Here is a 12,051-nt window from a genome sequence, read left to right as displayed (position 1 = left end):
CGATATCGGTTGGCGTCTTCGGGGGGTTGGTACCCGATCCGGAGTCCTCGAAAGTCCGTGGCCGATCTCCACCCTGGGCGCTGTTGCGTTCGTGGTTCGACGGGCGCGGTGAGCCGGGTTGGCAGCTCAGGTCAGATGGCCTGGGTCAGCGCCGCCGTCACGGTTGCCTGGGTCACCGGTGGTGAACACCAGACGCTCCGGCGGATCGACGTCGATGTAGCTACCGCTGAGCCGGGACGCCGGCCCGGCACCCCGCCAGATCTCCGCCCGCCAAGAACCGCCCGGCCGGACATCGAGGTCGATGTGCTCCCGGGGAGTGCTGAAGCCGTGTGGCGCGAACCAGTGCGTGAGATGCTCCGGATCGGTCCACGCCCGGAACACCGCCTCGGGTGGCGCGTCGAGAGTGACGACGAGCTGGTACTCGACGTCCGGTCCGCGCGGTTCGGCTGCCATCTCCGTCATTGGCCTGTCCTTCCGATCAGCTAAACGATCGGACGGTGTTCCGATCGCTGCGCCGACAGCCTCCCCGGCCGCGTTGGGCGTGTCGCTCGTTGTAGAGCAGCACCAGGTCCCGGATCTCGTCGATGACCGCCGGCCGGCCAGGTGGGTTCGGGTAGGTCCAGCGGCGTCGCACCAGCCGGCAATGCCAGGCCAACAACGTGGCCGGAGTGCCAACCCGGTGCTCCCGTAGCCGGCGGGGCAGCAGGCGGACGAGGACGGACAGGATCGCCCGGTCCGGCCAGGACAGCCGCGGCCGGCTGTGAACGTGGCGGCGTAGCACCGCTACCTCGTGCCGCAACGCGAGGACCTCGGTCAGCAACGTCCCCGTCGCTGCGGATCAACAACCCCACCCCGCTGAACAAGCGGATCATTCCCAGGCACAGCAACCGCACAACCATACCGGCGATCATCAGCCCGAACCGAGAACTCCCAGCCCACAGCATGTACGACAGGTTTGGCACGGTACCGGCCATGCTGACGCGACCTGTCCCGGCCGGGCCCCGGACAGCCACAGCCACGCCGCACCCGGCCGCTGCCGCTAGATCTGCGGCACCGCCCTGCAGGAGGGTGGACCGGCCGGCGCGCAGCGCGAGGTAGAACCTCCGCTTCCACGGGCTCAGCAACAGGTCCGCGCACCGCTCGCCGCTCTCCACCCTGGCCGTGCGACGAGGCTCCCCGCCGTCCCGGGTAGAGACACGCAGTGGTACCGCCTCCGGTCGGACTCGGCCTGCCACGCCCGACACGCGTCGCCAGCGGTTGCGGCCTGGTTCTGTCGACAAGTTCGAGAGCCAGCGATCCGTGAGTTTCGGAGCCGCTTAATTCCGGGCGGAATTCGTGTCAGTGAGTTTCGGAGCCACCCTCGGGCTGGCTGTGGGTCGGCTCGCCGCCACGGTCTGCCGTCCGGTGGCGACCGGGAGCGCGGTCAGCCACGCGACGGCGCCTCATGCAGACCGCTGCGCGGTGTCGCCGCTGCGGAGGCGGTCCAATTCGGCGAGGTACATCGCCTGCATGCGGTCATAGTGCCGGACCAGCAGCATGATCTCCTCGACGCTGTAGCCCTCGATGAGCTGTTCCGCCCGCTCGGCGAACCGCTCGTACGGTCGCTCCAGCTCGGCGATCCGCTCTGGCCGCAGGGTGACGATCACCCGCCGCCGGTCCGCCGGATCGCGTTCGGCCGTGACGTAGCCGGCCTGCTGGAGCCGGCGGAGCATGCTGGTCACGGCCCCGGTGGTGAGGTTGGTCCGCTCGGCGACCTGCCCCGCGGTGGCGGATCCGACGTCCGCCAGGAAGTCCAGGCACTCCAGGTCGCTCACGGTGAGGCCCAGCCGGTCCGCGATGGCGTACCGGAACACCATGGACAGCCGCGAGGTCTCCCGCCCGGCGCGCATGAGGTCGGCGATCGCGGACGCACGGGCCGGCTCGTGGGACATGCCCGCAATCATGCCTCCGGCACGGTGACCCGGTGCAGCCGCGGTAGTACGCGGGTCAGCACCCAGTGCGGTGCGGCCGCGCCGCCGGTGAGGCGGCGCATCAGCCCAGCGGCGGTGTCGACGGCGCGGAAGGCGTAGGGCACCATCTCGTCCTGGTAGCCGGCGATCGCCTCCTCCACCGGCGTGCCGCTCGCCCGGGCCTCGACGAGCCTGTGGCCGAGCAGGGCGGCGTCGCGGAGCGCGGTGTTGCCGCCGTGAGCGCCGAACGGCGGCATGACGTGTACGGCGTCGCCCATCATCGTCGCCCGGGGCACCGCCCACTGTCGCGGGCGCCGGCCGGTGGCGAAGAGGTTGAGGACCGTGGTGTCCAGTTCGGCCGTGTCGACCAGCCGCCGGATGAGCGGGTGGAAGTCCATGCTCATCCGGGCGGCCAGGTCCCGCAGCGCCAGCAGGTTCCCGCGGACGCCGGTGGGCACTTCCTCCTGCCGGAGCAGCAGCCCCCACATGACGTAGTCGTCGCCGGTGGGCGCATAGCTGCCCGGGGCCAGGCGCGCGAATGCCTCCCGCGGCCTTTCGCCGAACCGCATGGAGCTGAAGAAGAAGGCGCGGCCCGGCCGGTCGGCGATGGCCAGGACCCCGCTGGTACGCAGCGCGTCCGGGATGACGCTCTCGCCGTTGCGCCGCAGGGGCGACCGGCCGTAGATGCCCGCCATCGGGGTGTTCGCCGGGCCTGCGTCCGGCATGAGCTGCTCGCGCAGCGCCGAGCCGACGCCGTCCGCGCCCACGACGACGGTCGCCGCGACGGCCCCGCCGTCGGTGAACCGCAGCCGCAGCCCGGCCGGGCTGCCGCTGTCCACCGCGACGGCGGCCTTGCCGTAGTGGATGCGTCCGTCCAGCCCGGACATCAGGATCGACCGCAGGGTCAGCCGGTCGACCTGGCGGCTCGCGTGCGGCTCGTCCTTGAAAGTGATGGTGAATGCGTCCCGCAGCCGGCTGTCGGTGAAGCGCAGGTGCCCGCCGGGCTCGTCGCCGGTGGTCAGCGCCAGGCGGTACAGCGGGCGAGGCAGGCTCTCGCGCAGCGCCTTCAGCCCGTACCGGTCGAGAATGATCCGGTAGCCCTGCTGCCGGACGAAGGGGCCCGGGTCCCGCTCGTAGACGTGCACGTCGATGCCGGCGCGCATCAGGTACTGGGCGAGACAGAGGCCGGAGAGGCCGGCACCGGCGATTGCCACCGAGAAGTTGGTCGATATACCCATGCGGTTATCTTAATGACTAAGATGTTTTGGGCAAGGCCCGTACCGTGCCATAACCCGTCGCACCGGCTGTGAGCTGGATTTCTCGGCTCGGGCTGATGATCGCCGGTATGGTCGTGCGATTGCTGTACCTGGGACGATCCGCCTGTTCGACGGTCTGGGATTGCTGATCCGCGGCGACAAGGCCGTGCTGGTCGAGGCCCTCGCGTTGCGGCATGAGGTAGCGGTGCTCCGCCGGCAGGTTCCTGATCCGCGACCGGGACACCAAATACACCGCCGGGTTCGACGCCGTCCTCGCCGCCGAGGGTATCCAGGTGGCCAAAATCCCGCCACGCATCCGGTTGGGTGTCCGCGGCCTGCGGCGGTGCGAGGTAGCTCTGAGGGCACGCCGAGAGCGAACTGTTTCGTGGAGCGCTGGGGTCGCAGTCTGCGCCAGGAGTGCCTCGATCATGTCCTGGTCTACCACGAGCGACACGGGCGGGCGGTGATCGGCGAGTACGTCGAGCACTTCAACGATCATCGACCTCATCAAGGGCGGGTGCAGTTGCCGCCCAACCACGATCCGACGATCGTGGTCCCGATCGACGCCCCGGTTCGCCGACGCCGACGCCTCGCCGGGGTGATCAACGAGTACCACCGGGCCGCCTGATGTGATCTACAAAGTGCCAGGCCCCGGCACTGACTCGGGTTTGGCATACTTCACGGCCGGGGAGGTGGACCACCCACACACCTGGTGCGACCAGCGCGAACTGTCGGCGGAGGCGTTGTCGGGGATCCGCCCCTGACCTTCCCGCTGTCCTGCTGGGTCAGCACGGACAACTCCCCCGCCGTCGGCGACGAGGCCCACCGGGGTGGGGCCGGTCGTCCGACCCAGGTCATGCTGGACGGCCCGACCGGCCGGGCGGACGGTGTCGCGAACAGCCGACAGTGAGCTTCGGCGGGGCGAGACGTGCCGGTCAGCGGGCGGTTGACCGGTTGCCCGACGGCAGGCCGAGCACCCGCCGGGTGCGTGCGTCGATCTCGGCGCCGGCGGCCTCCGAGTGCCGGATGCCGTTGTACACCAGATCCCAGAGCCTTTGGTTGGCCTCGAGCAGGCCGAACGGGAGCGTCAGTCGCCGCTGGTTCGGCCCGACGAGCCGCAGCGACCGGCCGCGCGCCGAGTCCGTGACGGTGATCGTGCGCAGGTCGTAGAGCGGCAGGTCGACGCCGGCGCCGTCGTTGTCCGTCTCGGCGACGACGCGAGCGCCGGCACGCAGCACGACGGTGGGGCGGGCGGCGTTGTAGCAGAAGGCCAGGAAGGTGGCCGTGGCGACGACGGCGACCATGATCCGGTAGGTGCCCGGCCGGTCCTCGGCGGTGAACCACAACGCGATCGTCATCACGATGGTGACCGGCAGGACGGCGTAAACCGCCCCGAGCTCGGCGGTCCGTAGGCGGCCTGGCGGGCGGGCCGCGACGACGCTCTCCAGCACGGGTCCCTGCTCGGGCGAGACGATAGACAGCTGGTCGGTGCCCTGGTGGTGGGCAATTCGCAGCCGGTGACGCTCGCCCTGCCAAGGACCCTCCACCCGTGGCGCGGTGGGTGGCCTCGGCTGTCCGGACAAATCCGGTACGGGGGGCAGCTTCCCCGCTGACACCGCCACCTCTTTCGGGTTCCCGTCGTCGGCGTGTGCACCCGCCCGGACCCCAGTCTCCGTCGGACCCGAGACGGGTGTGCTCGTCGTGTCCGGTACCGGCCCCGGCGGTACCGCCGGTGCTCACCTCGATGAGTCTCGTAGTCGCTGGCGAATACCGGCAACCGGTAAACCGTCCGAACTCGCGTGGCTGCCAAACACCGGGCGGCGGTGTTCAACGACACGGTCTCGCGACTGCACACTGACTGGTCACCAAGTAGTCCCCCGGGTCAACAGCTGCGCGACCTGGCAGAAGTCATCGGGACACCAGGTCCGGACCAGGTCCTCAACCACCACCCCCCACTCAAACATGGTCACCGGCCAGCGGACACCTATTCATCTGGGATGAGCCTGTAGACAGTGTCCGAACGCGTGCTTTCAGTCACCGATGGTGATGGGTAACGTGGACGCCCGACGCGGATCCAACGTCTTGAGGAAGGCACCACATGGATGAGGACGTCCTGGACGTGGCCCGGACGATTCGGCCATATCTCGAGCAGCTCGTGGGCGCCGACGCGCCCGAGTACGACCGGCGTATCGCCGAGTTGCTCGGGTCCGCGCAGGGCGGACGGGACGCCGACGACGAGCTGATGTCCTTGCTCAGCGGCTCGGCGGAACTGCACGCTTGGGCTGCCCAGGTGCTCGCCGACGAGTGGCACCGGCCGCCGGACCTGCAGCCGGTGTCCGAGCGCACCTACGACGCGCTGCCCACGCCGGAGCCCACGACCGTCTCCGCGCGGAAGTTCCGCTGCCCGCAGGGCGACTACGTGTGGTGGCGGCGGTTCGTCGACCGGGATCCGCCACGGTGCCCCAGTCACGACACGGCGCTCGTTCCCTGCGATCGCTGAGGCGGCCGCGGTGCTCGATAAGTTCTGGGAGTCGCTCGGCGGTCGGCTCGCTGACCGATGGGCGGCAACGCTCGGGCCGGCCGTCGTGTTCTGGACCGGGGCGGCACTCGCTTGGCTGTCCCGGCCCGACGGCCTGACGACGCTCCGAGCCGCCGCCGAGCGGCTGGCACGGCAGCCGGCACCGGCGCAGGCGCTCACCGTGGTGGCCGCCCTCGTCGCTGTCGCGGCGTCCGCGGTCGTCGTCCAGCGACTGACCACACCGGCCATCCGGTTCCTGGAGGGGTACTGGCCACCGCCGCTGCGAGGTCTGCGGCGGATTCTGACGGACCGGGCACGGCACCGCGAGGAGGGCATGGAAGAGCGGTGGCTGCAATTGAAGGCGCGGATCGACGGCGGCACGGCGACGGTCGACGACCGGGCCGAGCACTCCCGGCTCGAGAGTCGGCTGCGCCGCATGCCGGCCAGCGGGTACCACCTGCCCACCCGCGTCGGCAATACGCTTCGCGCGGGCGAGACGCGTCCGATGTCCAAATACGGCCTCAACACCTCGGCGCTCTGGCCTCACCTGTGGTTGCTACTTCCCGACGTGGTACGCGCCGAGATCGGCCAGGCCAGGGCGGCGCTGAACGCCGCCGCCGCGGCGGGGATTTGGGCGCTCGCGTTCACCTGCTTCACGCCGTGGGCCTGGTGGGCCGCGCCCGCGGGGATCGGCGTCATGCTGTCGGCCTACCTGTTGTGGCTGCCGGCTCGGGCCGAGGTCTACGCCGACCTGGTGGAGGCGGCGTTCGACCTGTACCGGACCAGCCTGTACCAGCAGCTGCGCTGGCCCCTACCCGTCGACCCGCAGCACGAGCGGCGAACCGGTGACACGCTCAGCCGATATCTCCTTCGGGGACCCGACGACGACAACCCCGCCTTCGACGATCCACGATAGCCAGCATCCGGTCACCACGTCCGACCAACGCCCGGGAGATGACCGCAGTGCGCTTGCCGAGACGAGAACCGCACCGCCACGGCCGCCTCGCGCCCGGTGAGGCCGCACCTGCCGCCGGAGAAGCCGACCTGGCGTACCAGCTCGCCACCCGACGCCATGAGCGTGGCGACATGGCCGGAGCGCTGGCCGCGTACCGCCGGGCCGTCTCGCTGGGACATGCTGAGTCCGCCGCGAACCTCAGCGGCCTGCTGCTCGGGCTCGGGCGGCACGACGAGGCGGCGGGCGTCCTTCAGGACGCGGTCGCCTCCGGCGGAGCGGCTGCCGCCTACAACGTCGGCGACATGTACCTGCAGTTCGGCGAGTCCGCCCTCGCAGAGCAGGCGTTCACCATCGCCGCCGGCAGTAGCCATCCGGTGGTGGCGCCGATGGCGGCGTTGCAACTGGCCGAACTGTGTCAGCGGCAACAGCGCATCCGGTCCGCCAAGGCGCACTATCGGCGTCTGATCGACGCCGGTCCCGGCCGGTTCGCGGCGCAGGCCCTCAGCCGGCTGACCGTGATGATGCGGGCGGTCGGCAAGGAGCGCGCCGTCCGGCGTGCCTGCCGCAGGGCCCGTCGGCGGTACCGCACCGCCACCGACGGCGACATCGTCATGGCCATGGTGCTCGACATCGAGGGCGACGTGTCCGGGGCCCGAGCGGCGTGGGAGCGCGCCTCGCGGGACGCCGACGCCCCGACCGCTGCCGAGGCGGCGCTCGCCCTGGGTACCTCGCTGAGGGACGAGGACCGGCCGGCCGCGGCGGCCGCACTGCGCAGGGCCGTCGACGCCGACGACTCGCTCATCGCCGCAGAGGCGGCGGTACGCCTCGGCGACCTGTTGATGGACGACGGTGACGAGACCGCGGCGGAGGAAATGTACGAGCTTGCCACTCGACTGGAGTGGCCGGGCCCGTCGATGTGGGCGGCGGTGAGCCTCGCCAAGGCGTACCTGCGCCGCAATGAAGTGGCCACCGCGCGGACGCTGCTGGACCGGGCGGAGCAGCGCGGCGAGGCGCACGTACGCAGGTATGCCCGCACGGTGATGCGATCGATGCACTCCGCCGCACTGGCCGACGACGGAGTCGACGTCGAGCTTCTCGACGAGGTGATGCTGCGCTTCGTCAGCGCGCAAAGCTCACCGGAGATGCGCGAGATCCTCACGGACCACCCGCAGCTGATCACCGAAGGCGCCGAGTGCCTCCTCCGCCTCCTGATCGAAGACCTCGCCGACGACGGAGCGGTGCGGACGGCGGTGCCGAAGCTGCGCCGCCGGTTGTCGATCCTGCACCGCTGCCGCGAGAGCGGCATCGCAGACGCCTTCGCCGAGATGGACGCCGCCTCGCGCACCGCCAACACCGCGCTCCGGGCGGTCGAGGCGGCGATCCGTGACAAGTCGCAGGCGGCGCTGATCGCCGCGACAGACGCGCTCGCCGCGACGTCGCCGTACGAGCACGTGCTGGAGGCCCACCTGCCCGAGGCGTTCGTGGACTTAGTCGTGCTGCGTGCCGAGCTGCTCAGTGAGCTGGCGCAGCGACGGTCGGAGCCGGACGACTTCGCGGCGGCGCTGGAGGCGCACCAGCACGCGCTCCAGGTGCTCGATGACGGGCGCTTCGGGTCGGCATCAGAGGAGCGGCTCCTGCGCACCCTGCTGCCACACATGCTGGACCGGTTCGCGGTCCTGGGCTCCGCGGACCCGGACCTCGACCAGGTGCTTTCCCTGTACGAGCTGCTCATGGCGACGGCGGGTAGCGACGATGACAATCTCGTGTTCGCCTATGCGTCGCTCCTCGTCACACGGTTCGAGCACACAGGGGACCTGGCGGCGGTCCAGAAGGCCATCGAGCTCTTCCGCGACCTCGTGGCCAGGGACCCCGATCCCTTGTTCGCCAACGCCCTCGTCACGGCAGAGTCCGAGCTGCTCTGGTCGATGGAGCTGGTAGGCGGACACGAGGCGGGCGGTCAGGACGTCATGCGGACGTACCTGGACGTCATCCAGGATCTGCCGGGAGAGGTCCCGCAAGACGTCATCGACGACGCGGCGCGCCGGTTCGGTGAGCCGAGTGCGCCACCGCCCGAGCTGGACCGCACCGAGCGGACGGTCCGGGCGACGCTGGCGGCGTCCGACGCAACCGGCGCGGTACGGGCCAGCCGGCTGGTCAACCTCGCCAGGGTGCTGCTGATGCAGCACGCACACCGGCCGGATGCGGCACGTGTGCGGGAGGCAGTCGAGCTGTGCGAACAGGCGGAAGGGCTGATCGCGGACGACAGCACAAACGTCGCGATGCTGTTTCTCAACCAGTCGACAGCCCACCAGATTCTGTACCGCGCAACCGGCGACACGACCCAACGCGACGCCGCGTCGGTGGCCGCCCGGCGTGCCGTCGAGGCCGCACCGACCACGGGCCCCGTGGCGCAGCGCGTTCGGTTGAACGCCGCGCAGTTGACGTCCGGACAGCACGGCTACGGACCATCGGCTGCGGCGGCGTTTCGTGCCGCTGCGCAGGCGGGTCATGCCGGGAGCCCGCATTTGGCGGTCAACACGGCGCAGGTGTGGGCGGCGGCCGCGCTGGCGGCGGAGGCCTGGCCGGACGTCATGGAGGCGGGCCAGCACGGGCTGGATGCGATGGACCGCCTCGTCGGTGCCCAGCGGGAACGACAGCATCAGGAGACCTGGTTGCAGCACGCGGGCCGGCTCGCCGCACAGATGGCTTACGCGGCGGCCCAGACCGGCGACTACCAGGCCGCTGTGCACGGGCTCGAACGCACCCGGGCACGGTTGCTGGCGGCAACCATCGACGCCGACAGGCGCAACGGCTCGGGCGGACCCGAGGGGAACCGCGCCGAGTCGTCCGTCACGCGGATCGCCGCGGGCGACGGCGCGCCGATCGTCTATCTGTCCGCCACATCAAAGGGTGGCCTGGCACTTATCGTCCGAGCCGGCACCGCGTCGCCGGAGGCGCTCTGGCTACCGCTCCTGACCCAGCAAGCGGTGACGGACAACTACCTTCGGCAGGTAATGAGCTACATCCTCCGTAGGGACGGGCAGCAGGTCTGGATCCGCGGACTGGATCGTCTGACGTCGTGGCTGTGGCAGGCGGCAATCGGGCCGCTGATGGAGTCGCTCACGGGGGTGGACGAGGTCCTGGTGGTGGCGGAGGGCGACCTAGCGGCGATGCCCCTGCACGCCGCGTGGACGCCGGACGCGACCCGCGTGTCCGGCCGACGGTACGCCATCGACCACGCCGCGTTCCGATATGTGCCGAACGCCGCGGTCGCGCGGGCGACTGAAGAGCTCGCGGCCTCGCTCGCCGCCGGGCCGGAGAGCGTGCTGATCGTGGGCGCACCGTCGAACGCGACGCCGGAGCTGGCCCACGTCGAGCGGGAGCTGGCGGAGGTGCGGCGGCTGTCACCGGCGGCCAGACTCCTCACCGGATCATCGGCGACCCGTGCCGCCGTGCTTTCGGGGCTGGACGACAGCACGGTCCTCCATGTGGCGTGCCACGGTCGGGCCGACCTCCTCGATCCGCTCGACTCGGCGTTGTTTCTCGCCGGCAACGACACGCTGACCGTGAGCGACCTGATGTGGCAACGCCTGAGAGGCCTGCGCCTGGTGGTCATGACCGCGTGCGAAACCGGGCAGCACGGCGCGCACCTACCGAACGAGCTCATCGGCATGCCCGCGGCGCTGATCCAGGCCCGGGTCGCGGGTGTCGTCGCACCCCTGTGGGCGATCGACGACGAGAGCGCCGCCCTGACCGCGATCCGGTTCCATTTCCTCTGGCGGGCCGAGGGCCTACGCCCGGCACAGGCCTTGCGGCACGCGCAAATCTGGGTGCGCGACAGCACCAACGCCGAGAAGGCCGACCTGGCCGATCTGATCGGCCGGCGCCGGCCAGCCGGCCCGGGAGCGCAACGGCTGTGGGACTCGGCCCGGGAACACCGGGCGGTCATCCACTGGGGCGCATTTTTCTACACAGGAAGCTGACGGTTGGGTCGGTCTCTGCTCCCGCGAGCGGGGCGAGCTGCTACTCGGCTCTGCCGCGTGCCGTTAAGCGCCCGTTGGTCGGCGGCAGTCGGATCTAGCCAATGTCCGAGGGCGTGATCCTCGCAGCCAGCGTCCTTGCCCGCCATCGACAGCCCGTCCGCACCCGAGACCGCCGGCCCCGTGCCGGCCTGCCGTTCTTGCTTGCGGACCCAGTTCCGCAGGGTCTCGGGACTCATCCCCAGTTCGCGGGCGACCTGGTTGATCGGCCGACCCGACGACGGACCAGATCGACCGCGTCACGCTGAAACTCTTTCGTGTACTTCGATGGACGCCCCAACGGGGACACCCCTTCCTCTGGACCAGCGGCCAGTCTCAGGGTGTCCACATCTCAGGGGGAAGCCCGCAGAGGGGTATTACCCTCCGCTGCATGACTGGCGATCTTGTGTACGGTGTGCGGCTCTTCGTCCCAGGGACTGCAGCAACGATGGTTCAGTGGCAGGGCTTGCTCGGACGTTCCGGTCTGACGCTGGACGGCCAGTTGCTCACATCGGAGACCCTCGGCTTTCGCGCGCTGGCGGAGTGGGTGGAGAACGACGGCTCGTTCGGCGAGGCGTTCGGTTACGGCACGATGTCGGCGGAGGAGCAGCGTGATGTCGCAGGGGCGGGCAGCGCGCTGGTCCTGCATCTGCCGGTGTACCTCGGTGCCGCGGCGGGAGAAGTGGCGATGCTGATCGCCGCGCTGGCCGACGCTGGAGCGCTGGGAGTGCGACTCGAGCAGTCGAAGCTGGGCTGGCCCGTCGCACGCTGGATTCGGAGTCTCGAAAGCGGCGACCCGTGGATGCTCTACCACTGCGCCGTGATCGTGCTACAGGACCGCGGTGTGTCGCGATCCTGCGGCATGCACGCGTTTGGGTTGCCCGATGCGCAGGTCGAGGCCCCACCGTCCGGGGCCAACCAACTCCTTGGCTCGCTCAACGTATATCAATTGGCGGAAGACCCAGTGCTGGTCAGCGGCGACACCTTCACACCCGACGTGGATACCCCTCGCCGCCGCTTGGAGCGCTGGCCCGATGACGGTTATCCGCCGGGCCATGCTTGCCACAACCCCTTTGGCACCTGGCGTCTGGGCGCCGAGGGAGGCGAGGCAGATTCGCGGGGCGAACGTCGACCCGTGTTCATTCCCCCGCTGGTGGCCCTACTCACCGCCGCCGAGGAGAAGGTTGGCCGGCGCCTCCGTCGCGAAGAGGTGGAGCGCCTCACCAGCGAAGGTGTCTGCATGATGATGACCCACGCCGATGCGAAGAACCTCGAGCGCGGCCGCGGCTACGCAGACCTCGAGCCCGAACTCGTCTGGAGGCAGTGGCAGGTCCTGCGCGAGTCTCGCGCCTGA

11 protein-coding genes are annotated in these 12,051 nt (G+C 70.3%); 5 read left to right on the top strand and 6 right to left on the bottom strand.

The annotated features are described in order from the left end of the window. Positions 1–126: 126 nt before the first annotated feature. The 4 genes from ACSMXO_RS11910 to ACSMXO_RS11895 form a co-directional block, all read right to left on the bottom strand. Positions 127–462: an SRPBCC domain-containing protein gene (locus tag ACSMXO_RS11910; RefSeq protein ID WP_455417742.1), complete on the bottom strand. Its 336-nt coding sequence runs from the start codon at positions 460–462 to the stop codon at positions 127–129. 16 nt (positions 463–478) lie between these two features. After that, positions 479–820, bottom strand: a complete 342-nt coding sequence (locus tag ACSMXO_RS11905) for a hypothetical protein (RefSeq protein ID WP_455417741.1) — start codon at positions 818–820, stop codon at positions 479–481. Positions 821–1,442: 622 nt separating this feature from the next. Further along, complete coding sequence (locus ACSMXO_RS11900; protein WP_455417740.1) at positions 1,443–1,931, bottom strand: MarR family transcriptional regulator; 489 nt, start codon at positions 1,929–1,931, stop codon at positions 1,443–1,445. A gap of 8 nt (positions 1,932–1,939) precedes the next feature. Beyond that, complete coding sequence (locus ACSMXO_RS11895; protein WP_455417739.1) at positions 1,940–3,187, bottom strand: FAD-dependent oxidoreductase; 1,248 nt, start codon at positions 3,185–3,187, stop codon at positions 1,940–1,942. A 184-nt stretch (positions 3,188–3,371) separates the two neighbouring features. Between ACSMXO_RS11895 and ACSMXO_RS11890 the strand changes: the two genes are divergently transcribed. Then, positions 3,372–3,833 carry an integrase core domain-containing protein gene (locus tag ACSMXO_RS11890; protein ID WP_455419224.1) on the top strand — a complete coding sequence of 154 codons (462 nt, stop codon included), beginning with the start codon at positions 3,372–3,374 and terminating at the stop codon, positions 3,831–3,833. A gap of 307 nt (positions 3,834–4,140) precedes the next feature. Here the strand turns inward: ACSMXO_RS11890 and ACSMXO_RS11885 are convergent, their stop codons facing one another. Next, complete coding sequence (locus ACSMXO_RS11885) at positions 4,141–4,656, bottom strand: hypothetical protein (protein ID WP_455417738.1); 516 nt, start codon at positions 4,654–4,656, stop codon at positions 4,141–4,143. Between the two features lie 647 nt (positions 4,657–5,303). Between ACSMXO_RS11885 and ACSMXO_RS11880 the strand changes: the two genes are divergently transcribed. Genes ACSMXO_RS11880 through ACSMXO_RS11870 form a run of 3 tightly spaced genes read left to right on the top strand, consistent with a single transcriptional unit; the run spans position 5,304 to position 10,661 of the window. Then, positions 5,304–5,705 carry a hypothetical protein gene (locus ACSMXO_RS11880; protein WP_455417737.1) on the top strand — a complete coding sequence of 134 codons (402 nt, stop codon included), beginning with the start codon at positions 5,304–5,306 and terminating at the stop codon, positions 5,703–5,705. A 10-nt stretch (positions 5,706–5,715) separates the two neighbouring features. Beyond that, positions 5,716–6,639: a hypothetical protein gene (locus ACSMXO_RS11875; protein ID WP_455417736.1), complete on the top strand. Its 924-nt coding sequence runs from the start codon at positions 5,716–5,718 to the stop codon at positions 6,637–6,639. 38 nt (positions 6,640–6,677) lie between these two features. Further along, the gene (locus tag ACSMXO_RS11870) at positions 6,678–10,661 is read left to right on the top strand and encodes a CHAT domain-containing protein (protein WP_455417735.1); all 3,984 of its coding nucleotides are present in this window, start codon (positions 6,678–6,680) and stop codon (positions 10,659–10,661) included. On the opposite strand, the gene ACSMXO_RS11865 is transcribed toward ACSMXO_RS11870, so the two are convergent. Further along, entirely contained in the window at positions 10,646–10,924 is a 279-nt protein-coding gene (locus tag ACSMXO_RS11865; RefSeq protein WP_455419223.1) for a transposase, read from the bottom strand. The two genes, ACSMXO_RS11870 and ACSMXO_RS11865, sit on opposite strands and share 16 nt — an antisense overlap. A gap of 164 nt (positions 10,925–11,088) precedes the next feature. Here ACSMXO_RS11865 and ACSMXO_RS11860 point away from each other — a divergent pair, with 164 nt between their 5' ends. Then, positions 11,089–12,051, top strand: coding sequence for a hypothetical protein (locus ACSMXO_RS11860; RefSeq protein WP_455417734.1), 963 nt, complete (start codon positions 11,089–11,091; stop codon positions 12,049–12,051).

The organism is Plantactinospora sp. DSM 117369, from assembly GCF_053764795.1.
This window is presented reverse-complemented; position numbering and strand designations above follow the sequence as displayed.

Excerpts from the sequence above, each read along its gene's own strand:
- ACSMXO_RS11910 (WP_455417742.1), bottom strand. The coding sequence starts at position 462 with ATGACGGAGATGGCAGCCGAACCGCGCGGACCGGACGTCGAGTACCAG.
- ACSMXO_RS11900 (WP_455417740.1), bottom strand. The coding sequence starts at position 1,931 with ATGTCCCACGAGCCGGCCCGTGCGTCCGCGATCGCCGACCTCATGCGC.
- ACSMXO_RS11895 (WP_455417739.1), bottom strand. The coding sequence starts at position 3,187 with ATGGGTATATCGACCAACTTCTCGGTGGCAATCGCCGGTGCCGGCCTC.
- ACSMXO_RS11880 (WP_455417737.1), top strand. The coding sequence starts at position 5,304 with ATGGATGAGGACGTCCTGGACGTGGCCCGGACGATTCGGCCATATCTC.
- ACSMXO_RS11870 (WP_455417735.1), top strand. The coding sequence starts at position 6,678 with ATGACCGCAGTGCGCTTGCCGAGACGAGAACCGCACCGCCACGGCCGC.
- ACSMXO_RS11860 (WP_455417734.1), top strand. The coding sequence starts at position 11,089 with ATGACTGGCGATCTTGTGTACGGTGTGCGGCTCTTCGTCCCAGGGACT.